The organism is Clavibacter michiganensis (genome assembly GCF_021216655.1).
Classification (GTDB): domain Bacteria; phylum Actinomycetota; class Actinomycetes; order Actinomycetales; family Microbacteriaceae; genus Clavibacter; species Clavibacter michiganensis.
In genome coordinates this window covers 2492901-2516774 of sequence record NZ_CP080437.1, presented here as the reverse complement: position 1 = coordinate 2516774, position 23874 = coordinate 2492901, and the positions used below count along the sequence as shown (strand labels likewise).

The 23874-nt window shown below is 74.5% G+C and carries 24 protein-coding genes; 14 read left to right on the top strand and 10 right to left on the bottom strand.

Annotated elements, in window-relative coordinates:
• Positions 1–19: 19 nt before the first annotated feature.
• The 4 genes from K0V08_RS11860 to K0V08_RS11845 form a co-directional block, all read right to left on the bottom strand.
• Positions 20–1009 carry an iron-siderophore ABC transporter substrate-binding protein gene (locus K0V08_RS11860; RefSeq protein WP_011931385.1) on the bottom strand — a complete coding sequence of 330 codons (990 nt, stop codon included), beginning with the start codon at positions 1007–1009 and terminating at the stop codon, positions 20–22.
• The gene (locus K0V08_RS11855; protein WP_079530884.1) at positions 1006–1908 is read right to left on the bottom strand and encodes an ABC transporter ATP-binding protein; all 903 of its coding nucleotides are present in this window, start codon (positions 1906–1908) and stop codon (positions 1006–1008) included. The genes K0V08_RS11860 and K0V08_RS11855 overlap by 4 nt, the downstream gene beginning before the upstream one ends.
• A 50-nt stretch (positions 1909–1958) precedes the next feature.
• On the bottom strand, positions 1959–2729 hold the full coding sequence (locus tag K0V08_RS11850) for an SGNH/GDSL hydrolase family protein (RefSeq protein ID WP_079530882.1): 771 nt from the start codon (positions 2727–2729) through the stop codon (positions 1959–1961).
• 203 nt (positions 2730–2932) lie between these two features.
• On the bottom strand, positions 2933–3961 hold the full coding sequence (locus tag K0V08_RS11845) for an amidohydrolase family protein (protein WP_079530879.1): 1029 nt from the start codon (positions 3959–3961) through the stop codon (positions 2933–2935).
• A 116-nt stretch (positions 3962–4077) separates the two neighbouring features.
• Between K0V08_RS11845 and K0V08_RS11840 the strand changes: the two genes are divergently transcribed.
• The 7 genes from K0V08_RS11840 to K0V08_RS11810 all read left to right on the top strand — a co-directional run bounded on the left by K0V08_RS11840 (position 4078) and on the right by K0V08_RS11810 (position 9000).
• Positions 4078–4701, top strand: a complete 624-nt coding sequence (locus K0V08_RS11840) for a flavin reductase family protein (protein ID WP_011931381.1) — start codon at positions 4078–4080, stop codon at positions 4699–4701.
• Between the two features lie 186 nt (positions 4702–4887).
• Positions 4888–5166, top strand: a complete 279-nt coding sequence (locus K0V08_RS11835) for a hypothetical protein (protein WP_050976274.1) — start codon at positions 4888–4890, stop codon at positions 5164–5166.
• A 121-nt stretch (positions 5167–5287) separates the two neighbouring features.
• On the top strand, positions 5288–6316 hold the full coding sequence (locus K0V08_RS11830; protein WP_079530877.1) for a LacI family DNA-binding transcriptional regulator: 1029 nt from the start codon (positions 5288–5290) through the stop codon (positions 6314–6316).
• A gap of 164 nt (positions 6317–6480) precedes the next feature.
• Positions 6481–7209: a 2'-5' RNA ligase family protein gene (locus K0V08_RS11825; protein WP_079530874.1), complete on the top strand. Its 729-nt coding sequence runs from the start codon at positions 6481–6483 to the stop codon at positions 7207–7209.
• 416 nt (positions 7210–7625) lie between these two features.
• On the top strand, positions 7626–8045 hold the full coding sequence (locus K0V08_RS11820; protein WP_043560403.1) for a BLUF domain-containing protein: 420 nt from the start codon (positions 7626–7628) through the stop codon (positions 8043–8045).
• 80 nt (positions 8046–8125) lie between these two features.
• Positions 8126–8764, top strand: a complete 639-nt coding sequence (locus K0V08_RS11815) for a hypothetical protein (protein WP_079533572.1) — start codon at positions 8126–8128, stop codon at positions 8762–8764.
• Entirely contained in the window at positions 8764–9000 is a 237-nt protein-coding gene (locus tag K0V08_RS11810) for a helix-turn-helix domain-containing protein (protein WP_079530872.1), read from the top strand. The genes K0V08_RS11815 and K0V08_RS11810 overlap by 1 nt, the downstream gene beginning before the upstream one ends.
• 31 nt (positions 9001–9031) lie before the next feature.
• Here the strand turns inward: K0V08_RS11810 and K0V08_RS11805 are convergent, their stop codons facing one another.
• From K0V08_RS11805 to dnaK, 6 genes are all read right to left on the bottom strand, one after another.
• Positions 9032–9391, bottom strand: a complete 360-nt coding sequence (locus tag K0V08_RS11805) for a YdeI/OmpD-associated family protein (protein ID WP_228510910.1) — start codon at positions 9389–9391, stop codon at positions 9032–9034.
• Positions 9392–9523: 132 nt separating this feature from the next.
• Entirely contained in the window at positions 9524–10747 is a 1224-nt protein-coding gene (locus K0V08_RS11800) for a class I SAM-dependent methyltransferase (RefSeq protein ID WP_172405413.1), read from the bottom strand.
• A complete protein-coding gene (locus tag K0V08_RS11795; protein WP_169716127.1) occupies positions 10744–11199 on the bottom strand; it encodes a heat shock protein transcriptional repressor HspR in 456 nt (151 codons plus the stop codon). The genes K0V08_RS11800 and K0V08_RS11795 overlap by 4 nt, the downstream gene beginning before the upstream one ends.
• A 19-nt stretch (positions 11200–11218) precedes the next feature.
• On the bottom strand, positions 11219–12232 hold the full coding sequence (locus K0V08_RS11790) for a DnaJ C-terminal domain-containing protein (protein ID WP_079530867.1): 1014 nt from the start codon (positions 12230–12232) through the stop codon (positions 11219–11221).
• A gap of 120 nt (positions 12233–12352) precedes the next feature.
• Positions 12353–13006 (bottom strand): nucleotide exchange factor GrpE, encoded by a 654-nt coding sequence (locus tag K0V08_RS11785; protein ID WP_079530864.1) that lies wholly within the window; start codon positions 13004–13006, stop codon positions 12353–12355.
• Positions 13003–14874, bottom strand: coding sequence for a molecular chaperone DnaK (gene dnaK / locus K0V08_RS11780; protein WP_011931370.1), 1872 nt, complete (start codon positions 14872–14874; stop codon positions 13003–13005). The genes K0V08_RS11785 and dnaK overlap by 4 nt, the downstream gene beginning before the upstream one ends.
• Before the next feature lie 405 nt (positions 14875–15279).
• On the opposite strand from dnaK, the gene K0V08_RS11775 reads away from it, so the two are divergent.
• From K0V08_RS11775 to K0V08_RS11745, 7 genes are all read left to right on the top strand, one after another.
• Positions 15280–18684 (top strand): DUF7507 domain-containing protein, encoded by a 3405-nt coding sequence (locus tag K0V08_RS11775; protein WP_079533568.1) that lies wholly within the window; start codon positions 15280–15282, stop codon positions 18682–18684.
• Between the two features lie 146 nt (positions 18685–18830).
• Complete coding sequence (locus K0V08_RS11770; protein ID WP_079530862.1) at positions 18831–19529, top strand: TasA family protein; 699 nt, start codon at positions 18831–18833, stop codon at positions 19527–19529.
• A gap of 115 nt (positions 19530–19644) precedes the next feature.
• Positions 19645–20418 carry a sortase gene (locus tag K0V08_RS11765; RefSeq protein ID WP_079530860.1) on the top strand — a complete coding sequence of 258 codons (774 nt, stop codon included), beginning with the start codon at positions 19645–19647 and terminating at the stop codon, positions 20416–20418.
• Entirely contained in the window at positions 20415–21047 is a 633-nt protein-coding gene (locus K0V08_RS11760) for a signal peptidase I (RefSeq protein WP_079530858.1), read from the top strand. The genes K0V08_RS11765 and K0V08_RS11760 overlap by 4 nt, the downstream gene beginning before the upstream one ends.
• Positions 21047–21691: a TasA family protein gene (locus tag K0V08_RS11755; protein ID WP_079530855.1), complete on the top strand. Its 645-nt coding sequence runs from the start codon at positions 21047–21049 to the stop codon at positions 21689–21691. The genes K0V08_RS11760 and K0V08_RS11755 overlap by 1 nt, the downstream gene beginning before the upstream one ends.
• A 125-nt stretch (positions 21692–21816) precedes the next feature.
• Positions 21817–22509, top strand: coding sequence for a hypothetical protein (locus tag K0V08_RS11750; RefSeq protein ID WP_011931364.1), 693 nt, complete (start codon positions 21817–21819; stop codon positions 22507–22509).
• A gap of 368 nt (positions 22510–22877) precedes the next feature.
• On the top strand, positions 22878–23861 hold the full coding sequence (locus K0V08_RS11745; RefSeq protein WP_079535046.1) for a nuclear transport factor 2 family protein: 984 nt from the start codon (positions 22878–22880) through the stop codon (positions 23859–23861).
• The last annotated feature ends 13 nt before the right edge of the window (positions 23862–23874 follow it).

The following is a 23874-nucleotide window of genomic DNA, read 5'->3' as shown; positions in this document are numbered from 1 at the left end:
CGGTTCAGCGGGATGCGGGTCAGCCGGCCAGCAGGTCCGACACGGCCTTCGCGTACGCCGTCATCGACGCCGGGCCGCCGAACGCCCAGATGCCGTCGGGCATGCGGTGCACGTCGCCCGCCGTCACGAACGGCAGCGACTGCCACACGGCGTTGCCCGCGAGCGTGGAGGCGAACGGGTCGTCGCCCTGCGTGGAGTTGGAGTTGTAGAGGAACTGCACGTCGCCGACGGTCGTGAGGCCCTCGACGTCGGTGGATCCGAGGCCGTAGGCCGGGTCGACCTCGCCCGTCCACGCGTTCTCGAGGCCGAGCTCGGTGGTGACGTCGCCGATGAGCGAGCCTGTCCCGAACGGGCGGATGGCGACCGCGCCGGCGTCCACGTACGCGTCGGCGAACAGGAACTTGGATCCGGCGAGCCCGGCCGCGTCGAGCTTCGCCTTCGCGTCCGTGACGGCCTGGTCGTACGCGCCGATGACCTCGGTCGCCTTGTCCTCGGTGCCCGTCGCCTTCGCGATGAGCTCGAGGTTGTCCTCGCTCTGCTGGATCTGCTTGCTGCCGTCGGCCGAGTTCACCTGCAGCACGGGCGCGATGGCCTTCAGCTGCGTGATCGCGTCGGCCGGCAGGTCGGTGGTCGCGACGATGAGGTCGGGCGCGAGCGACGCGATGGTCTCCACGCTCGGCTCGCCGCGCGTGCCGATGTCGGCGGGCTCATTGACGAGCGGGACGGCGGACGACCAGGCGCTGTAGCCGGCCACGTCCGCGACGCCCACGGGATCCACGCCCAGCGACACGAGGTTCTCCACGACGTTCCACTCGGTGCCGACGACCTTCGTCGCGGGCCCGTCGAGCGTGACCTCCGCGCCGGTGCCGTCGGTGAGCGTGATCTGCTCGCCGGCCGGCGTCGTGCCGGCGCCCGTGGACGCCTCCTCGGTGGTGCCGCATGCGGTCAGCGTGAGCGCTGTCGCGGCGGCGAGGGCGGTCATCGCCAGGGTTCGTCGTCTCGTGATCACGGGTGGAGCCTCTCGTTCCTGTGGTGGTGGCGGGCGACCGCGCGGGTGCGCAGGCTGCCCGTCGTCGGGTCCGCGTGGACCTCGACGGGGATGCCGTAGACCTCGGTGAGGAGGTCGGGGGTCAGCACCTCGGTTGGGGTGCCGGTCTTGACGATCCGGCCGTCGGAGAGCAGCGCGACGGTGTCGGCGAGCGCGGCGGCCTGATCGAGGTCGTGGAGGACGACGCCGACGGCGATCGATGCGTCGTCGGCGAGGTCGCGCACCAGGTCGAGGAGCTCGACCTGGTAGCGGAGGTCGAGGTACGTGGTGGGCTCGTCGAGCAGCAGCACCCCCGTCTCCTGGGCGAGGCAGCTCGCGAGCCACACGCGCTGGAGCTGGCCGCCGGAGAGCTGGTCGACGCCGCGGTCGGCGAGGGCGACGAGGCCGGTGAGGTCGAGCGCGCGATCCACGGCCGCCCGGCCCTCGGGATCCGCCCCGCCGAAGCGCCCGCGGTGCGGGTAGCGGCCGAACTCGACGACGTCACGCACGCTCAGGCCGCCGGGAGTCGGCCGGCCCTGCGTGAGGAGCGCGACGCGGCGGGCGAAGCGGCGGAGGGAGAGGTCGAGGGCGTCGGACTCGCCCGCCTCCGCGCCTTCCTCGCGCAGCACGAGCGACCCGGAGCGCGCTGCCTGGAGGCGCGCCATCGTGCGCAGCAGCGTCGACTTCCCGCTGCCGTTCGGGCCGACGAGCGCGGTGACGCAGCCGGGCCGGATCTCGAGGCCGGCACCGTGCACGACCTCCGTGTCGCCGTACGCGACCGTGATGCCGCGGGCCTCGAGGGCGGATGCGGCGGGTGACGCGGGCGCCGGATCCGGGTCCGCGGCGCGCGCGATCGGGGCGGTCGAGGCGGGGGAGGTCACGCAGGTGAGGTTAGCCTAACCTCATCACCCGCGACAAGCCGGGGCGGCGATCAGCCCGCGGGAGCACCGGCCGCCGCCGCGCCGGCGCGCGCGTCGACGAGCGCCGCCGACAGGTGCGCGCCCCACGAGCGGTAGGTGCGCTGGTACCGGCTCTCCTCCCCGTCCGGCCGCCACAGCGCGCGCGCGAGCTCCTCGGGGAACGTCACGGCGCGGGTGAGGGGCAGGCCGTCGACCACGTCGCGGGTGTGCCGGTTGAGGGCCTGCGCGTGGACGCCCGCGGCGAGGCGCGCCGGCCGCGAGAGGCTCCCGGCGTTGTCGAGCGGCGGGAAGTCGGCGACGAGGATCCACGCTCCCTCCGGCAGGTGCGCCCGCAGCGCCTCGATCGCGACCCGCATCTGCCGGCTCCACGCGCCGGTGGAGGTCACGCGCAGCACGTCGGTGATCCCGGCGAGGAGCACGACCGCGTCCGCCCGCGCGAGGTCGGCCTCGGCACCGGCGATCACGGCCGGCGCCTCGCGGAGGCGCGAGCCCGGCAGGGACGCGATGGACCAGGCGACGCCGCGGCCCGTGCGGGTCGCGTGGTGCCGCGCGAGGAACGCGGGGAGGGCGATCTGGTGCGTGCGGACCCCGAGGCTGATCATGCCCGTCTCCCCCACGACCGCGATCCGGTCGGGGTCCGGCCCCTCGACGGTGCCGTGCGCGGCGTCGTCCGGGTGGATGTCGCCGGACACGTCCGCCCGGCGGTAGAGGAACTCCCCCACCCGGGCGGCGATGCCGGGGAGGGCGAGGACGTGCACGAGGGGGGCGAGGAGACGTCGCATGGGGGTCCTGGGGCAGGGGGCGGATCCGGCGCGCTCCGTTCCGGGCGCCGACATCCGGCGGCCCGCGCGGAGGGGCGGGGGGCGCGGAGAGCGCGCTCTCCGTCGTGCGCGCGGTGGGTGCTCTGCGCGACTCGGGGTCCAGGGGATGCTCCAGCCTAGGCGCGCGCGGTCGACGGGTGCCGGGTTGCGTGGTCGACGGTCGCTCAGCGGAGGTCGGCGGATGCCAGCCGGTGCGCCCCGCGCAGCCACGCCACGAGTTCACCGGCGGTGGCGTCGGCGGACGACGGCAGCGGATCCGCGCTCGCCAGCGCGTGCGCGATGACGCCGGGCGCGCTGCCCAGCACGGCGTCGAGCAGCGCCGGGCCCCGCAGCCCGACCTCGCCGAGGAGCTCGACCTCCCGCGCATTCAGGCCCACGGGGAGGTCGCCGTTGCCGAGGTCGGTGCCATACGCGATCCGGCCGCCGAGCGCCACGTACCCGCGGGCGTTCTCGAGGGCCGTCGCGAGGTCGGTGCCGTCGTGGATCGCCAGGGTCGAGATCCAGAGCACGTCCCGCGCCGCGGACTCGCGCAGCGTGGCGTCGTCGAGCCGCTCGGTCCACGGCACGTGCACGAGCACGTCGGCGCCCGCCCGGATCGCGCGCGCCGCCTGTCCCGCGCCCTCCGCGTGCACGGCGGCCGGCAGCCCGGCGGCGTGCGCGGCGTCGACGAGCGCGGCCAGCACGTCGTCGGCGAGGAGCGGCCCGCCGTCGTGCAGCACGATCTTCACCGCGCCGGATCCGCCCGCCCTGGCCTCCGCGACGGCCGCCGCCGCGTCCTCGGCACGCGCCACCTCGCGCACCGCAGCTGCGGGCGCCCACGCTCGATCCGAGGGGTAACCGCCCATGGCGGTGTGGAACGGACCCGCGTAGCGGACGTCCACCCCTGCGGGCGGGCGAGCGGCGATGCGGGCGATCTCGGCGGGATCCCACCCGAGGTCGACCACGGCCGTGACGGGCGACCCGGCGAGCGCCGCGCGGTCCACGAGCCCCAGGTGCACGTGCCGGTCGACCACGCCGTCGCTGATCGCCAGGTCGAGCCGTCCGACCACCGCCTCGGCGGGATCGGCGAGCGTCACGCGACCGCCGGCGATCCGCACGGCGACCTCGCGGTGGATCCGGTCGAGCCGCAGCTCCCGCACGCGCCAGACGCCGCTCGGCGCGCCGCGCCCGGCGCCCGCGTCCTCGTGGTCCATGCGCCTCCTCGGGTCCCGCCGAACCTAGCGCGCCGACGACCTCACGTCCGCTCCCCCTGCGGCGTCTACCCGGGGGAGGCGGCCGCCGCCTCGCTCACCTCGACGATCGGATCACCATGGACGCCGCCCACGTGCGCATCGACCCCGCCATCCTCTACTTCGGCACGCCCGTCGCCCTCCTCAGCACGGTCGGCGTGGACGGGCGGGTGAACCTGGCGCCCATGTCGTCGCTGTTCTGGCTCGGCAGCACCGCCGTCCTCGGCATGGGCAGCCGATCCCAGACCGCCGCCAACCTGCGCGACACCGGCGAGGTCGTGATCAACCTGCCCTCCGCGGACCAGGTCGACGCGGTGGACCGCCTCGCGCTCACGACCGGACGCGACCCCGTGCCCGCCGACAAGGCCGCCGTCGGCTACCGGCACGTCGCCGACCGATTCGCCCACGCCGGGCTGACGCCGCACGCATCCGAGACCGTGGCGCCGCCCCGCGCCCTCGAGTGCCCTGTGGCGCTGGAGGGGCGGGTCATCGCGGCGCATCCCCTCGAGGAGGGCGGCGCGGCGACGTACGAGGTGAGGGTCACGCGGGTGCACGTGCACCGGGCGGTCCTCGGGGAGCGGACGGACCGGATCGACCCCGACCGCTGGCGCCCGCTGATCATGGTCTTCCAGCGCTTCTACGGGCTGACCGCTGAGGTGCACCCGTCGCGCCTCGCCACCATCGACGAGGAGTGGTACCGCTGACGTGCCCCGTGCGGCGGCATGTGCAGGAGCCGCGACGGCGGATCCGCGCGGCCCGTAGCCTCGTGCCCCTCCCGTCCGAGCCGCAGCCCGAGGTCCCATGCCGCACGCCCCGCACCCGCGCACGCCGCCCGGCGTCGGCACATCGCACCGCGGCCGCCCCTGCCGCATCGCCCGGGGAGGCCGCGCGTGCTGAGCAGCCCCGACCGCGACGACGACCTCCTGCAGGAGCGGCTGCGCGCGCTGCATGACGTCTGGCCGGGGGATCCCGCCGACGACGACCCGCTCCGCGCGACCCGCCGCGCGACGGCCGCAGCGGATGCCGACCGGACCACCGCGGGGCGGCCGCCCGGCCTCCTCCGCCTGGCCGGGCGCGCGGTCCTCCGCCGCCTCGGATCCAGCGCATCCGGCCTCCCGCTCCCGCCCCGGCTGCCGCCCGACGAGGACCCGCCGCCCGCGCGCCCCTGACCCTCCCCCGCACGGCGCCCGAGCATCGCTACCGTGGACACGTGCCCTCCGCCGCCCGCCGCCCCGCGCCGAACCCGCGCTCCGCAGCCGCCCCCGGATCCTCCGCCCCGCGGATCCGCGCATGAGCCGCCCCGGCGCCGCCCCCACCATCCACGACGTCGCCGCGCGAGCGGGCGTCTCCAAGTCCGTCGTCTCGCGCGCCCTCTCCGGCGCCCCGGGAGTCGCCCCCGCCACGCAGCAGACGGTCCGCGACGCCGCGGCCGCGCTCGGCTACGTCGCCAACGCCCACGCGCGCGGGATGTCGGCGCACCGCACCCACACGCTGGGCGTCCTCGTGCGCGACGCGTCCACGCCCTTCTACGGGCACCTGCTCACGGCGCTGCAGCAGCGGGCGTCGGAGCGCGGGTACCGGGTCGTCACGGCGACGGGCTTCGGCGCGTTCGACGTGGTGGAGGAGCGCAAGGCCCTCGAGACGCTCGTCTCGCTGCAGGTCGAGGGGCTCATCGTGTGCAGCGGCGCGCTCCCCGTCGCGGACATCCTGCCGTCAGCGCGCCGGATCCCCACGGTCGTCGCGGGCCGCCCCGAGGTGGACGCGTCGCTCAGCAGCGTCTACTGCGACGAGACGGCGGGCGGCCGCGGGCTCGCCGACCACGTGGCGTCCCTCGGCCACCGCCGCGTCGCAGTGCTCACGCTCCCGCCCGCCATCTCCCTCACGATGTCCGCCCGCACCCGCGCGATGCTCGACCGACTCCGCGAGCTCGGCCTCGACGCCGTGCACGTGCGCGGGGAGGAGCACCGGGGCGGGCACATCGAGGGGGCGGACGGCATCGCGCAGGCGATCGTCGACGCGGGCGGCGTCACCGCGATCATGGCCCCGAGCGACGGGTGGGCCCTCGCGATCCTCGACGGCCTGTGCCGCCGCGGCATCACCGCCCCCGACGGCGTCTCCATCACCGGCTACGACGGCCTGCCGCCCTTCACGAGCGCGCTCCTCGACTTCACGACCTGGCGCCAGCCGATCCCCGTCATCGGCGCCCTCGCCGTCGACGCCGTGGTCGACCGCATCGACGGCACCGTCACGGGCACGTGCCACACCGCGGTCGACGGCGCGCTGATCCCGGGCCGCACGGCCGCACGCCTCCGCGCCTGACGCACGCCGCGCGGTCGCCGCGCGGGCACCGTCCCCGCGCCCGCGCACCGCGCGTCCACCCGCCGTTCACCCCGCGGCCGCGCTCGCCGATCCGCGATGTGGAACCATCGTCGTCGCCACGTAGGGAACGTTCCCTGCGCTCGATCGACGCCTGGAGGATCCCCATGGACCACGACGACCCCACCGCATACGCGCTCGCCGCCCCCGACACCGCGCCCGCGTCGGCGAGCCGGGTCGAGATGCGTCCGTCGCTGCTCCCCCGCGACGACAGCGACCCCTACCGCTACGGGATCTTCCTCCGCCCCGACGCGCGCACCTGCCGGGCCGTGACCGTCGTCACCGACCAGATCCGCGCGCAGTACGGCCTCGTGTCCGCCGGCGCCTTCCCCCCGCACGCGACGCTCATCGGGAGCCAGCCGTTCGGGCACGACGAGCCGCGGGTGATCGAGGCGGTCACCGAGCTCCTCGCCGACCGTCCCGCGTTCCCCGTGCACAACGCGGGCGTCCGCGAGCACGGCTTCGGCTTCGTCTACGACGTGGACGGCCTGCCGGACGGCAGCCAGAACGCCGAGCTGCTCGCGCTCGCGGCGGACATCGACCGCGTCGCGGCACCGTTCCGCCGACCCATGGACTCCCCCGAGCACCACTCGTTCGACCCCGCGCGCTTCCGGGCGCACCTCTCGCTCGCCTCGCACGACCTCCTCGTCCGCCCCGACCTGCACGACGAGGTCGGCGCCTTCATCCGCGAGCTCGACGAGCCCGTGCCGACGGGCTTCGTCGGCGACACGGTCGTCATGTACCGCACCGCCAGCCCGGACTGGTCCGGCCGCTGGTGGACGACCCTCACGTGGGAGCACGTGCGCACGTGGACGCTCGGGGGCGCCGCCCTCTGATCGCCGATCGGCGGGTTCCCGGGCCTCTCACCCTCGTCTCACCCTCGGATCACCCGCTATTCGTGCACGACTTGTCCTCCAAAGAGAGGACAGGCGACGTAGAGTCCTCTTCAGCACAGCGGATTCCCCCCGATGCCGCCGTGCGAATGGATACCCGAGGAGCGCCCGCCGCGTCCCCCCGCCGAGCGGGGCAGCTCATCAGATCCCTCCGCGAACCGACCCGAACGGACGCGGCAGCAGCAGGAGCCCGGCGCGCGCCGTACCCGTGGACGCGCCGGGCTCTTGTCATCGGTCCGGCCGGCCGGACCCCGGTGGGTCACCGGCCCCGCGATGTCCGCCCCGCGCCGCGCGCGCATCGGGTGCACGGTGCACGCCCGCGACGCGCGAGGATGGGATCACAGCACCAGGGGGGCACCATGCGGACGACCGTCTACACGAGCACGGCCACACGGCAGATGAGCGACGACGACCTGGCCGAGCTCCTCGGCCAGTGCATCCACAACAACGAGCAGACCGGCCTCACCGGCCTGCTGCTGCACCGCGACGGCAAGTTCATGCAGGTGCTCGAGGGCCCGCACGACGCCGTGGAGTCGGTGTTCGCGACCATCGAGGCCGATGCGCGCCACACCGACGTGCGGCTGCTGCTCGACGAGGAGATCCCCGCACGCCAGTTCCCCGCCTGGTCGATGGGCTTCCGCACGGTCGACGACGCGACCCTCCGCCAGCTCCGCGGCTACGACGACTTCCTCGACCGCCCGGCGTCCGCCGCCGCGCGTCCCGACGCGCCGTCCCGTGCCCGCTGGCTGCTGGAGTGGTTCCGCACGCACCCGGCGTGATCCCCGCGGGCCTCGACACCGGGCCCGAGCGCGTGCCACCATATCGACATTCGTTGTAACGATGATCGATGGGACGCACCATGGCACGCACACCCCTCGCCGGCACCGGGTCGGCCGCGCGCGTCACGCGCGGCGTCCTGTGGACGGCCCTCGCGATCGCCGTGCTCGTGCTGCTGGCGGTGGCCGTTGCGGCCGTCGTGAGCGCGGTCGAGACCGTGCGGACCGGGGTGGTGCACACGTCGCTCGAGATGCGCGGATCCTTGCCGACCGAGGCCGACGCCGGCCCCGCCGACCTCCGATCGGGCGCGTACCGCACCGCTGAGGTCGCGGTGGGCGAGCTGTCCGGCGGCATCGTCGCGCTGCACGTCGTCCGCATCGCGCTCGACGCCTCCGTCGGCATGGCGCTCGCGGGCACCGTCGCGATCCTCGCCCGCCGGCTGCTCCGGCCGGATCCGCTCGCCCGCCGCCTGAGCCTCGTGGTCACGCTCGCGGGCGGCACCGTGATGATCGCGGCTCTGCTGTCGCTCGCCGCGCGCACGGGCGTGGCCTGGATGGTCGGCGACGCGCTCAACGACCCCGCCGAGGGGCTCGACGGCTTCTGGCCCGTCGTCGCGGAGGTAGACGCGTCGACCATCGCGCTCGGCTTCGCCCTGATGATCGTGGGCCTCGTGGTCGAGCACGGCGAGACCCTGCAGCGCGACACCCGCGGCCTGGTCTGATGGGCGCCGACGACGACGGCCCCACCGGCGTCCACTGCCGCCTCGACGAGCTGCTCGCGGCCCGCGGCATGACGCTCACGCGGCTGAGCGCGATCGTGGGCGTGAGCCAGGTGAACCTCTCCGTGCTGAAGAACGACCGGGCCCGGGCGATCCGCTACTCGACCCTCGTCGCGGTCTGCCGCGCGCTGGAGTGCGAGATCGGCGAGCTGCTGGTGCTGGATCCGCCGACGTCATGACGAGCGCGGCGCGGACGCCGGCCGGGCGGGGTCAGCCGCGCAACGCGGCGAGCGCCTTCTCGACGCGGCGCGCGCGGGTCTCGGCGGTCTTCGCCTCGGCGATCGGATCCACGACGGCGCGCTGCCGGCTCGACGAGAGCGCGCGGAACGCCGCAGCCAGGGCGGGCTCCGCGGCGAGGGCGGCGGCGACCTCGTCCGGGATCACGGCCTCGCGCGGCTGCTCGTCGAGCTCGATGGTCACCTCGACGTCGTCGTCGGCAGCGACGCCCGACGCGGCGCGATGCGCGGCGCTCAGCGGGATGAGGTGCTGGCCGCCCATCGCGCCGACGCTCGTGCGGTACGTGTAGCCCGCGACGGTGACGACGACCGCGGGGCGCTTCCCGGCGCCCAGCTCGTCGAGGGCCTCCGGGGCACCGGGAGGCCGGTCGCGCTGACGCGGGCCTGCAGGACGCGGGTGCGGAAGGTGGGCATGGCGGCTCCTCGGCGAGCGGGCGCGGGCCGGGCGGCCGCGGTGGACCCGAGGCTAGGCCCGCCGGTCGGGCGTCGTCGAGACGGCGACCGTGAACTTCGCGTTCCGACCCGCCTCGCGCGTGGGGCCCACGATGCGGGTCAGCTGCGGCCGGTAGCCGAGCGGGCTGTTGTAGACGGTCCAGAGCTGGCCGCCGGGGCGGAGCATGCGCGCGGCGGCGGCGAACAGGCGCGGCGCGAGGCCCGCGTGGACGGTGGCGCCCGTGTGGAAGGGCGGGTTCAGGAGCACGAGGTCGGCGGATCCGTCGGGCACGGTGGATCCCGCGTCGTCGCGCACCACGGTCACCCGGTCCGCGACCCCGTTCGCGGCGACGGTCGCGCGCGCCGAGTCGACGGCCGCCCACGACTGGTCGGTCGCGATCACGCGCAGGTCCGGCCGGGCGAGCGCGACGGCCGACGCGAGGACGCCCGTGCCGCAGCCGAGGTCGACCGCGACGCGGGCGTGGGCGGGCAGGTCGGCGAGGAAGGAGAGGAGGAAGCGCGTGCCGATGTCGACGCGGGCACCCGCGAAGGCGGCGCCGTGCGCGCGCACCTCGAGGCCGAGGTCGGGGTGGGACGCGCGGCGGGGGTAGGCGTCGCCGTCGTCGACGGTCGCGGTCAGCGGCTGTCGCGCGACGACGATCCGCGACTTCTGCCGGGCGAGCGTGGCGTGCACCTCGCCGAAGCGGCGGCGGAGCACGTCGGTCATCGCGGGGGTCATGTGCTTCACGCGTCCGCCGGCGAGCACCGTCACGTCGTCGGCGGCCGCCCGCGCGAGCACGCCGGCCCACTCGTCGAGCGCGTCGAGGCTGCGGGGCAGACGCGCGACGACGACGCGGGCACCGGCAGCTAGGGCGTCGTCCAGCCCGTGGTGGGCGATCTCCGCGGTCTCGCCGATCAGCTCCGCGTTGAGGCGGAGCGCGGTCTCGGAGGCGAGGGCGTCCTGGTGGACGCGGATGCGGATGGGATCCGGCGCCCCCGCTCGACGCAGCGCGGCGGCGGCGCCGAGCGCGAGGGCGCCGTACTGGTCGCCGACCACGACGAGCTCCTCGGGCCGGACGGGATGCCCGGCAGCGGAGGCCGCGTCGAGCAGCGCCACGAGCTCGTCGAGGAGCAGCCGGTCGGCCGCGTCCACGGCGAAGAGGTTCTCGGCCTCGACGTCGGGCCGACGGCGGAGCGCGCCGAGGTCGAGCAGGTCGTCGGCGGCGGATGCGGGTGCGGGTGCGGGTGCGTCGCTCACCGCGCGTCGCGCCCGGAGCCGTCGCGCTCGTCGCGGGGCATGGCGAGCGCCGCCCGGTACAGCACGACCTCGGTCGGCCGCGACGGCCGCACGCCCGCGCGCAGCGACACCACGTCGCCGTCGCCGCGGGCCGCGAACACCCGGCGGCCGGGCCGCGACAGCAGCTCGTCGGCGAGCGCCGACTCCAGCTGCCGCACGCGACCGCGGAGCTCCGTCACCTGGTTCTCGAGCTCGAGGATCCGCGCGATGCCCTCCAGGCTCACGCCCTCCGCGCCGAGCCGGGCGACCTCCCGCAGCTGCACGATGTCGCGCATCGAGTAGCGGCGGGAGCGCCCGGCCGTGCGGGTGGGCGACACGAGGCCGAGGCGGTCGTACTGCCGGAGCGTCTGCGGGTGCATGCCCGACAGCTCGGCCGCCACGGAGATCACGAAGACGGGGGCGTCCTCGTCCATCGTGTCGCGGGGATCCACGTCAGCTCCTGGCCCGCTCGATGAGCTCCCGGCGCGGGTCCTCGCCGGGTCCCGAGCTGGCGAACGCGTCGAGCGCCACGCGCTGGGCGTCGGTGAGGCGGGACGGGACCGCGACCTCGATGCGCGCGAGCAGGTCGCCCGTGCCCTTCGGGGTCGTGACGCCGCGGCCCTTGACGCGCAGCACCTTGCCGCTGGACGTGCCGGGCGCGACCTTCAGCCGCACCGGGTCGCCGCCGAGCGTGGGCACCTCGATGGTCGCGCCGAGCGCGGCCTCGGGGAACGTGACGGGCACGTTGACCCGGAGGTTCAGCCCGTCGCGCTCGAACACGGGGTGCGGTCGCACGTGCACGGTGAGGATGATGTCGCCCGACGCGCCGCCGTCGCCCGATGGCTCGCCCTTGCCGGCGAGGCGGATCTTCTGCCCGTCGGAGACGCCGGCCGGCACGCGCACCGTGAGGGGGCGGCCGTCGGAGTCCTGCAGGCGCACGACGTCGCCCTGCACCGCGGTGAGGAAGTCGATCGTGGTGGTCGCCGTGACGTCGCGCCCCTTGGTGGGTGCGCCGTAGCCGCGGTAGCCGCCGGTCGACTGGCCGAAGCCGCCGTTGCCGAACATGCCGCCGAGGATGTCCTCGAACCCGCCCTGGCTGTACTGCGGCTGGCCGGATCCGAACCCGGCCGTCCGCCGCCCGCGGCCGCCGGCCTGCTGGCCGAACATGCCGCCGAACACGTCCTCGAACCCGCCGCCCGGCGCGCCGGCACCGGGCGCGCTGAAGCGCGCGCCGGATCCCATCGCGCGGATCTGGTCGTACTCCTTGCGCTGCTCCTTGTCGGCGAGCACGGCGTGCGCCTCGCTGATCTCCTTGAAGCGCGCCTCGGCCGACGGATCCGGGTTGCTGTCCGGGTGGTACTGCCGCGCGAGCTTGCGGTAGGCCTTCTTGAGGTCGGCCTCCGAGACGTCCTTGGACACTCCGAGGACCTTGTAGAAGTCCTTGTCGAACCAGTCCTGGCTGGCCATCAGACGCCTCCCTTCTTCTTCGTCTCGTGGTGGGGGCCGCACGACCCGGTCCGGGCGCCCGCGCGTGCGGACGCCCGGACCGGGGTGGGTGCAGCCGGATCGATGCTGCGGTTGATGGCGCTACTCCGGCTTGTCGACGACGACCTTCGCGGCCCGCAGCAGCGTCTCGCCGATGTAGTAGCCACTCTCGACGACGTCCGCCACGGTGTCCACCTGGACCTCGGGGTTCGGCTTCTGGAAGATCGCCTCGTGCACCTGCGGGTCGAAGGCGTCGCCGACGGCGCCCACCTTGACCAGCCCGATGCGCTCCACGTTCGTCCGCAGCTTGGCGACGATCGCGGTGAGCGGTCCGCCCTCCGCCAGGTCGCCGTGCTTCTCGGCCCGGTCGAGGTCGTCGAGCACCGGGAGGATGCCCTTGACCACGTCGCCGACCGCGCGCTGGCGCTCGATCTCGCGGTTGGCCTCGGTGCGCTTGCGGTAGTTGGCGTACTCCGCGGTGACGCGCTTCAGGTCCGCGAGGTGCTCGGAGTCGCCCTCGACGGGCTCCGCCCGGGTCTGCTCGATGAGGTCCTGGAGCTCCTCGTCCATGGGGTCGGTCGTCTCGACGTCGGGGCCCTCGGCCTCGACGAACGCGCCGTCCTCGCCCGGGACGGAGGCCTGGTCGGCTGCCTGGTGCGCCGTGGCGTCGGGTCCGTCCGAGGACGGGGGGACCGACTGCTCGGCTCCCTCGTCCTCGGGCCCGCGGCCCTCGCCGTTCGCGGTGTCCTCGGTCATCGGTCGGTCTTCTTGTCCTCGTCGTCCTCGTCCACGACCTCGGCGTCGACGATGTCCTCGTCGTCCTTCTTCGCCTCGGACGCGCCCTCGGGGGTCTCGCCCGCGGCCTGCTCCTGCTGGCCCTGCGCGTAGATGGCCTCGCCGAGCTTGGTCTGGCTGGCGGACAGCTTGTCGAAGGCGGTCTTGACCGCGTCCTCGTCGTCGCCGGCGAGGGCGCTCTTCAGGCCGTCGACGTCGCCCTGGACCTCGGACTTGACGTCCTCGGGCAGCTTGTCGTCGTTCTCCTTGATGAGCTTGTCGATCGAGTAGGCGAGCTGCTCCGCGTTGTTGCGGACCTCGGCCTGCTCGCGGCGCGTCTTGTCCTCCGCCGCGTGCTCCTCGGCCTCGCGCACCATGCGCTCGATGTCCTCCTTGCCGAGCGAGGATCCGCCCGTGATGGTCATCGACTGCTCCTTGCCGGTGCCCTTGTCCTTGGCGGACACGTGCACGATGCCGTTGGCGTCGATGTCGAAGGTGACCTCGACCTGCGGGATCCCGCGGGGCGCCGGCGCGATGCCGGTGAGCTCGAAGGTGCCCAGGTTCTTGTTGTCGCGGGTGAACTCGCGCTCGCCCTGGAAGACCTGGATGGCCACGGACGGCTGGTTGTCGTCTGCCGTGGTGAAGGTCTCGCTGCGCTTGGTCGGGATGGCCGTGTTGCGCTCGATGAGCTTGGTCATGATGCCGCCCTTGGTCTCGATGCCGAGGCTCAGGGGGGTGACGTCGATGAGGAGGACGTCCTTGCGCTCGCCCTTCAGCACGCCGGCCTGGAGCGCGGCGCCGACGGCGACGACCTCGTCCGGGTTGACGCCCTTGTTGGGCTCCTTGCCGCCCGTGAGCTTCTTCACGAGGTCGACGACGGCGGGCATGCGGGTGGATCCGCCGACGAGGACCACGTGGGCCACGTCGCCGACCGACACGCCGGCCTCGCGGATGACGTCCTCGAAGGGCTTGCGGGTGCGCTCGAGCAGGTCGTTCGTGAGCTCCTCGAACTTGGCGCGGGTCAGCGTCTCGTCGAGGTTGGCCGGGCCGTTCTCCGTGAGGGAGAGGTACGGCAGCTGGATCGAGGTGCTGGTGGAGGAGCTGAGCTCCTTCTTCGCCTGCTCGGCGGCCTCCTTGAGGCGCTGCTTGGCGATCTTGTCGTTCGAGACGTCGACGCCCGTCGACTCCTTGAAGCGCTTGACGAGGTGGTCGACGATGCGCTGGTCCCAGTCGTCGCCGCCGAGGCGGTTGTCGCCCGCGGTGGAGCGGACCTGGATGGTGCTGAAGTCGTCGTCCTTGCCCACCTCGAGGAGGGAGACGTCGAACGTGCCGCCGCCGAGGTCGAAGACGAGGATGAGCTCGTCCTCCTTGCCCCGGTCGAGGCCGTAGGCGAGGGCGGCCGCGGTGGGCTCGTTGATGATGCGGAGCACGTTGAGGCCCGCGATCTCGCCGGCCTCCTTCGTGGCCTGGCGCTCGGCGTCGTTGAAGTACGCGGGGACGGTGATGACCGCGTCGGTCACCGAGTCGCCCAGGTACTGCTCGGCGTCGCGCTTGAGCTTGCCGAGGATGCGGGCGGACAGCTCCTGCGACGTGTACTTCTTGTCGTCGATGCCGACGGTCCAGTCGGTGCCCATGTGGCGCTTGACGGACGAGATGGTGCGGTCGACGTTGGTGACGTTCTGGCGCTTGGCGGTCTCGCCGACCAGCACCTCGCCGTCCTTGGTGAACGCGACGACGGACGGCGTGGTCCGCGCGCCCTCGGCGTTGGCGATGACGGTGGGCTCTCCGCCCTCCAGGACCGAGACCACCGAGTTGGTGGTACCCAGGTCGATTCCTACTGCACGAGCCATGGGGTGTTCTCCTTCTGTTGCCGCGGCGCCCGGATCACGGGGGTCGCTTCGTGTGGTGACGCGGGTGTCCCGCGGAGTCTCGCTCGCGGTGCCGCTTCGTCAGCGGCGTGCTACTTGAGCCGCGATGACTCAACTCTACCCGGACCACGCCGAGCGTCAAGTCGCGGTGGCAGGAGTTGAGCGATGTCGGCTCAACTCACAGGATCCACGGCCCGCGGTCCGCTCCCGCGGAGGCGATGTGCCCCGGCCGGGGGGCCGGAGGGCCGAGACGGGGGCTACTGGTTCACCTAGATCGCTACTGGGTCCCTTTTCCCGGGTCGACCTGCTGATTTAGCGTTGCCGACGCGAGGCCGGGGGGCCTCGGGACGCCCTTGACGAGGACGTGGTCTGCAGGGGGTGGTCGAGGTGGTCGGTACGCGTGCGCGCCATGCCGCCGGACCGGGTCATGTCGCGTCCGGCGCGCGCTCCCGCCCCGGGATCCGCCGCCTGGCCGCGCTCGCCGCCGCGGCCGTCGCTGCCGCCCTCCTCGTGACCCTGCCCGCGCAGACCGCGACCGCGGCATCGCAGCTGGTCGCCGAGTCGTTCAGCGGGACGAGCGTGGCCGACGCCGCGTGGAAGCCGCTCGGCAGCGCGTGCCTCACCCGCGCCACCTCCGCGCCGACGAGCGGGTCGACCATCGGCGTGTGCTCGAGCAGGAACCAGTCGCTCCCCGCGAGCGCGAACCCGGGCGCCCTCCAGCTCACCGACAACCGTGCCAGCGCGGTCGGCGGCGTCGTCTACGACAACGCGATCCCGGCGAGCGGCGGGCTCGACATCAAGTTCGACCAGTACCAGTACGGCACCTCCTCCGGCGGCGCCGACGGCATCGGGTTCTTCCTCACCGACGGATCCGTGCCGCTCACCGCAGCGGGCCCGGCCGGCGGAGGCCTCGGCTACGCCCAGACCACGACCGCGGCGGGCGTCGCGGGCGGCTACCTCGGCGTCGGCCTCGACGCGTTCGGCAACTTCTCGAGCCCCACCGAGGGGCGCGGCACGGGCTGCACCACCCCGGTCGCCGGCGTCGGCCAGCGCCCGAACGCGATCGCGCTGCGCGGACCCGGCACGGGCCTCGCGGGCTACTGCTACCTGACGGGCGCCTCGCCCGCGACGAGCCTGCGCGCGACCACCGACCTGAGCACGCCGACCACCAGCCTCGGCCGCACGATCCGCATCACGGTCTCGTCGGCGCGGCTCCCCGTCGTCACCGTCTACATGGGCGCGGCGGCCGGCGCATCCACCGCCTCCCTCACGCAGGTCCTGCAGTACCGGATGACGACCCCCGCCCCCTCCTCCTACAAGCTCGGCTACCTCGCCTCAACGGGCACCTTCACGGACACGCACCTGATCCGCGAGGTGAGCGTCTCGAGCCTCGACAACCTGACCGCCCTGACCCTCGTGAAGCAGATCGACCGGTCGACCGCGCAGCCGACGGCCTACGCCGAGGGGCAGACGATCCCGTACCAGTTCGTGGTCACCAACACCGGCGGGCTCACGCTGTCGAACCTGTCCCTGACCGATCCCCTGGTCTCGCCGATCTCCTGCCCCGGCGGGCTGCTCGGGCTGGGCCTGTTCCTCGTGGGCACGTCGGTGACGTGCACGGGCACCCACGTCGTGACGCCCGCGGAGGCCATGTCCGGCACGCTCGTGAACACCGCGTCCGCGCGCGGCGTCAACACGCTGCTCGCGAGCGTGACGAGCAACTCGAGCTCCGTCACCGCGCAGATCGTGGCGCCGGCGCCCGCGCTCGCGCTGACGAAGACCGGCACGCTCACGGACTCCAACGGCAACGGCCGGGCGGACGTCGGCGAGCGGATCGCCTACTCGTTCGTCGCGCAGAACAGCGGGAACGTGTCGCTCTACACGGTCGCGGTGGCGGATCCGCGCGTCACCGGCATCAGCCCCGCCTCCACGACCCTCGCGCCCGGTGCCTCCCAGACCTTCACCTCCGCGGCCTACACCGTGACCCAGGCCGACGTGGATGCCGCGACGCCGATCGTGAACACCGCCACCGTCTCCGGGAAGACCTTCGCCGGGGTGGCCGCGCCGACAGCGAGCTCGTCGACGAGCACGCCGGTCAGCGGATCCGCGGCCCTGACGCTGACCAAGGGCGCGACGCTCACGGGCGGGTCCAAGGCCGGCTCGACGGTCGCGTACTCCTTCTCCATCCGGAACACCGGCACGGTGCCGCTGACCGGGGTGGCGCTCACCGACCCGCTGCCCGGGCTGTCGGCCGTGACGTACACGTGGCCGGGCACGGCGGGCACCCTCGCCGCGGGGGCGACCGCCACCGCGACGGCGAGCTACACGGTGCGGCAGGCCGACGTCGACGCGGGGCAGATCGCGAACACCGCGACCGTGCGTGGCGCGAGCTCGGGCGGCACCCAGGCTCAGGCCACCGCGACGCGCACCCTGACCCTCGACCGCACGGCGACCCTGGCGTTCACGAAGACCGCGACGCCCGGCAACGTGCCGGCGGCGGGCGGCGTCGTGACGTACGCGTTCCGGCTGCAGAACACCGGGTCGACGACGCTCACGAGCGTCGCCATCGCGGATCCCCGCGCCGGGGTCTCCGCGCTCTCCTACACGTGGCCCGGGACAGCCGGCACCCTCGCGCCCGCCCAGGTCGTCACGGCCACCGCCACGTACACGGCCACGACCGCGGACGTGGCGGCCGGATCCATCGTCAACACCGCGACGGCCACCGCGACCGCGCCGACCGGGCAGGTCAGCGGCACCGCGACCGCGACGGTGCTCGCCGTCGCCGACCCGCTGCCCGACGCCGCGACGACGCCGCAGGGCGTGCCCGTGGTGATCGACGTGCTCGCCAACGACGGACGCGCCGCGACGGGCGCGACCCTCAGCCGCGCGCAGCTCTCGGCGACGCCGGCGCTCGTCGGCGGCGCGGTGGGTCCCGTGCCCGCGTCGCCGACGGCCGGCAGCGCCACGTGCGTCGCGAGCGGCACGGATCGCGGCAAGTGCACGTACCGGTCCGCCGAGGGCTTCACGGGCGTCGACGTCTTCGACTACGCGCTGCAGAGCGGCGCGGGCACGTGGAACGTGCGGGTCACGATCACGGTGACGGCCGTCAACCGCGACGCCGTCGCCCGGGCCGACCGGCTGGTCGCGACCATCGGCGGGCCGGCCGTGACCATCGATCCGCGCGCGAACGACACCGACGTCGACGGCGACTCCCTCGCGATCACGGGCGCCACCCCGCCCGCCGCGCTGCCCGGGTCCTTCGGCTGCACGGCCGCCGTCTGCACGTACCAGCCGCCGGCCACGGGGACACCGGGATCCTCCGTCGTCGCCTACGCGATCACCGACCGGCCGGCGGCGCCCGGCACCGGGATCGTCGCATCGTCCACCATCACGGTGTTCCTGGATCCCGCCCCGCTCGTGCCCCGCGGATTCACGCACCGGGACGACGCCAGCCTCGGCGCCTCCACCGGCACCTGGACGAGCACGACGACCGTCACGGGCGCGACCGCCAGCTGCGTCGCCGGCCGACCGGTCACGGCGCTCGCCTGGACCGCGGTCCCCGGTGCCACCGACCAGCTCGTCGAGCGGCGCGTCGCGGGCACGACGCCCGGCGCCTGGATCACCGTCACCCGCCTCGCCGGCACCGTGACGTCGTTCTCGGACGACCGGCTCGGCGAGTCCCGCTCCTACCAGTGGCGCGTCCGGCCCGACCTGCAGCGCTGGGTCGGCATCCCGAGCGCGCCCTCCCCCGCCGTCGCCCAACCGGCGACCGTCTCCGCGGTGGGCTGCTGATGCCCGCCCCGCGACCACCCAGGCCGCATCCGCCCCCGGATGCGGCGACCGACCTCGACCGACACGCCCATCGCCGCACCAGCAGGAACAGCACCCGCACGACCCGCGCGCACCGCGCACCGCGAGACCCATCGAGAGGAACCACCATGAGCACCACCACAGCACCCCAGCGTCGTCGCCCCTGGAAGAAGATCGTCGCCACCGGCGCGGTCGTCGCCGTGGGCACGATCATCACCGGCGGCGCGTTCGCCATCTTCACCGACTCGGACACGGCGACCCTCCAGGCCGACGCGGGTCAGCTGGACATCGAGCTGGCGACCGGCGACTACACGATCACCGACATCGCGCCGGGCGACACCGTCCAGCGCCCGATCGTGCTCTCGCTGCCGAACGCGACCAACGACGGGAACCTCGTCGAGTCGGTCACGTTCGCGTACGAGGTGACCGACGAGACGCTCGGCACCGAGGACCCGGCGGTCCCCGGCCCGAGCGAGTCGCTGGTGACGGGCACGGAGGGGCTGCAGTACACCCTGCAGACCTGCTCCACGGCGTGGACGCCCTCGGCCGCGGACCCCGCGGGCCCGTACACGTGCAGCGGGACCGCGACCACCACGGGCACCGGCACCCTCGCGTCGCTCACGGGCGCGGGGACGACGTTCACGCCGGCGAACTTCGGCGTGGTGCCGTCGGCCGACGGCACCTTCCCGAGCGACACCGCCGACGTGACGCTCAACACCCTGATGGTCCTGCAGCTGCCCGACACCGCGGACAACGACTACGAGAACGCGGCCGCGACGCTGACGTTCACGGCGTCGGCCATCCAGCGCGACGGCCTGCAGCGCTGATCGCCGCCGATCGGGCCCCGGCACGCGCCGGGGCCCGGTCGGCCGGCGTCGCGTCCGCGCGGCGTCCCGCTCCACCGCACCACCCCCATCCGTCCCGCCCCCGGAGGACACGACCATGCGCGCACACCACGGCACCGGCAGCATCGCCGCCGCCGCGCTGTGCCTGACGCTGGTCGCCTCCGCCCCGGCAGCCCCGGCTCGCGCCGACGCGCGCCCCACCGCGATCGACTCCCCGTCGCTCGAGGTCGAGGAGCTCACCGGACCCGACATCCCGCTCGACGACCTGGCCCCCGGCGACACCGTCGACTGGGCCGCCGACGTCACCAACGTCTCCGGCGACTCCTCGCCGCTCTCCGTCCGCCTCGACGCCATGCGCTCGATGGCCCTCACCGGCGACGCCCTGGGCGGGATCCAGCTGTCCGTCCGGCTCTGCGAGGACGGCTTCGAGACCCTCACGGCGCCCATGCGCTGCCGCGGCCCCGTCGAGCCCCTCGGATCCGGCCCCGCCGCCACCCTCGACAGCGTCGTCACACGCACCCCGCTCCTCGCGGGCGAGACCGTGGGCATCGCCGTGCGCGTGCGGTTCCCCGCGGGCGCCGACAACGGCATGGAGTCCACCGCCGGGATGGTGCGCATCGGCTTCGCCCTGGTGGACGACGGCGGCACCGGCACCGATCCGTCGACCGGCGGCGGCACGGGCTCGGGCAGCGGCTCGGGCACCTCGCCCGCCGGATCAGCCCCGGCCGCCGACGCCCCGCGCGACCTGCTCCCCGTCACGGGCCGCGACATCGCGTCCGCCCTCGCCGGCGCCCTCCTCGCGCTCCTCGGCGGCGGGATCCTGCTGCTCGCCGGCCGCCGACGCCGCCGCACCGCCGAGGCCGCCTCGTGATCCGCGACCGCGCCGCGCGCACCGCCGAGCCCGCCCCCACGGACACCGCCCCGACCGCAGCGCCGACCCTCCGCAGCCCGGCACGCCGCGCCCTCGGCGTCCTCGGCGGGCTCCTCACCGCCGCCGTCGGGCTGGCCGTGATCGCGGTCGTCGCCCTCTCCGCGCTCGGCGTCACGCGCTTCGTCCCCGTCCTCTCGAACTCGATGGCGCCCGGCATGCCGGTCGGCTCCCTCGCGATCACCGCCCCGACGCCCCGCGGGGAGGTGGCGGAAGGCGACGTCGTCGTCTTCACGGCCCCCAGCGGCCCGCGCGTGCGGGTGATCCACCGCGTCACGCACGTCTTCGGCCCGGAGGACGCGGAGCGCCTCGACGGCTGGTCCGACGACCGCCTCGCCATCCAGACCAAGGGCGACAACAACCCCTCGGGCGATCCGTGGATCGTCACCATCGGCGACGACGCCGTGTGGGAGCGCACGTCGGTGGTCCCGTTCCTCGGCTGGCCGTTCGTCTGGCTCGGCGACCCCATCACCCGCGCGATCGCGTTCGCGGTCGTCGGCGCGACGGGCACCATCTGGCTGCTGACCGTGATCTGGCGCCGTCCGCCGCGCACCACCGGCGGGCCGGCCTGATGCCCCGCCATCGCGCCGCGCCCGACGCTCCCGCCCGCCCCGTGCCGCACGGCCGTCGCGCCGCCCGCCGCCCGGTCCGCCGCCGCCGGACCCTGCTCGTCACCGCGATCGCGGTGACCCTCGCCCTCGCGGGCGCCGGCACCGCGTACGCCGTGTTCGCCGACCGCGCCACGTCGCGGGTCACCGTGCGGGCGGGCGCCGTCGAGCTCGACTGGGGCGGCGGCGGAGCGGATCAGCTCGCCGTCCCCATCACCGGGCTGCGGCCGGGTGACGCCCAGGTGCGGCTCGTGGACCTCGCGAACACCGGCACCGTCCGGGCGTCGGAGCTCATGGTCACGCTCGGCGGCACGGCCGTGGCGAGCACGTCCGACGGCCTACAGGTGGCGTTCGACCGCTGCACGGTCGCGTGGACCGGCGCGCCCGGCACCGCCACCTGCTCGGGCACGATCACCTCGGTGGTGGCCGACCGCCCCGTCGTCGGACGCGTCGCGCTGCCGGGATCCCCCGCCCGCGCGGTCGGCGGTCGGGACCACCTGCGCCTCACCGTGCGGCTGGCCGCCTCGGCGCCCACCGGGGCGCAGGACGTCACCGGATCCGTGACCCTCCGCGTCGACGGCAACCAGCGCCCGGGGCAGCAGCGCTGACCCCGATCGGGACGCCCAGGGTCACGAAAGCATCACGGGACCCATCGGCCCGGCGACGGGCACCGAAGCACCATCCGACTCCAACCGGCGACCACGTCGGCCGCCCTGAGAACAAAGGATCCATCATGCGCAACCTCACCAAGTCCGTCTTCGGCCTCGCCACCGCGGGCTTCCTCGTCGTCGGCCTCGCGGCCTGCTCGACCCCCGCCGAGAGCCCCTCGTCCTCCGCGTCGTCCGCCCCGTCCGCGACCGCGACGACCGAGGCCAACCCCACGCCGCTCGCGACGATCCCGACCCTGACCGGCGTCGACACCCAGGTCACCCTCGACTCGGGCTTCACCGGCGCCCTCACGACCCTGGGCCTGACCCCCGGCGTCATCGGCACCGCGACCCTCGACGGCTCCACCGGCACCCTCGCGTTCCCCATCACCGGCGGCAACGTGAAGTACTTCGACCCCGAGCAGTCCTACCGCCCCTACGTCCAGGGCGAGATCGACCACGCCGGCTCCGGCATCAGCCTCACCGCCGGCTCGACCGTCGTGAAGCTCACCGACTTCGTCATCGACCCCGGCACCAGCCGCCTCACCGGCTCGGTCCAGGTCGGCGACGGCGAGGTCATGAAGGACGTCTACATCTTCAACCTCGACGGCACGACCCTGAAGCCCCTCCAGATGGAGGGCGACAACGCCGTCCTCGAGGGCACCACGGTCAAGGTCAGCCCCGACGCCGCCAGCCTCCTGAACAGCACGTTCGGCACGACCGCGGTCACCGACCAGCTCGTCGTCGGCATCGCCAAGATCACCGTCAACACCAAGTAGCACCCACCCCGGGCTCGACTCCGGGACAGCACCACCACGAACGGCCCGGCCCACGACGCCGGGCCGTTCGTCGTGCGCCCGCCGGTCGACGGCGGGTCGGCGACGGCGGCGCGCGAGACGACGTGCACGCGGGCGGATCCCGGCCCCGGACGCAGGGAAGCCCCCTCGCATGCGCAACGAGGAGGCCCCTGCCAGGTGACTCGGACCCGGCGCATGGGCTTCGGAACGGAGGGGCGATCGGGCGGGCGGGCCGACCCGCACGGCCGTGACCGGATGACGCACGGCGAGCGTGACGTAGCAGGAGAAGCCCGCGAGCGCCGCATCCATGCACATCGGAGGCTCCCAGCCGCGGGTCGCATCGTACGTGCATGAGCGTTCAACGAATCCCCGTCTCCCTGCTCGCCTGCGGCACCGCCGCCCTCGCCGGCGTGGTCGTCCTGGCCGGATGCTCCGCTCCCGGCGCAGCCTCGGCCGCCTCCGACACCACCCCCGACGCGACCACCGCCGTCGCCACCACCGCTCCCAGCGCGGCGGGCGACGGCGGCACCACGGCCGACCGCGCGGACTCCGACACGGAGGACCGGAACGCGACCATCATCTCGACCCTCTTCACCGCGGCGTTCCCGGATCCCGCCTCCGCCGGCGCGCAGGCCGCCGTGCTGGCGGCCGTCGCCCCCGACTCGACCGCGAACGGCGTCGGGGCGAAGGCCGGCCCGAGCGGCGTGCTCGACGAGTTCGCCATGGCGCACCAGCGGGTGCCCGGCGCGCATGCCGTGATCAAGCACATCGCCGCCGACGGCGACCTCGTGGCCGTGCACTGGCAGGTCGCCTCGAACCCCGACGACGAGCGCACCGGCGAGGCCGCGGTCGACCTCTTCCGCCTCGCGGACGGCAAGGTCACCGCGCGCTGGACGTTCGACCAGCCGATCCCGCAGGGCAAGCCCGCGAGCGGCAACACGAACACGATGTTCAGCGACCTCTACCAGGGCGAGGCCGACGCGCCCGAGCTGACCGAGCAGCAGGAGGAGGCGAACCGGCAGCTGGCCGTGGGCGCCTACGACACGCTCTTCCGTGATCACGACGCCAGCGTGCTCGACCGCTCGTTCGACCCGGCGTACCTGCAGCACAACACGGTCGCCGCGAACGGCACGGCGGCGCTCAAGGCCTTCTTCTCCGGGGGCGCGCAGTTCCCGGCGCAGCAGTCGGTCATCTCCATCGCCGACGACGACCTCGTCTGGACCTTCTCGCAGCCGGTCGGCGCGAAGGCGGACGACCCGTTCCTCGCCGCCGACATCTTCCGGGTCGACGGCGGCCTCATCCGCGAGCACTGGGACGTGGTGCCCGCGAGCTGATCCACCGCTCGCA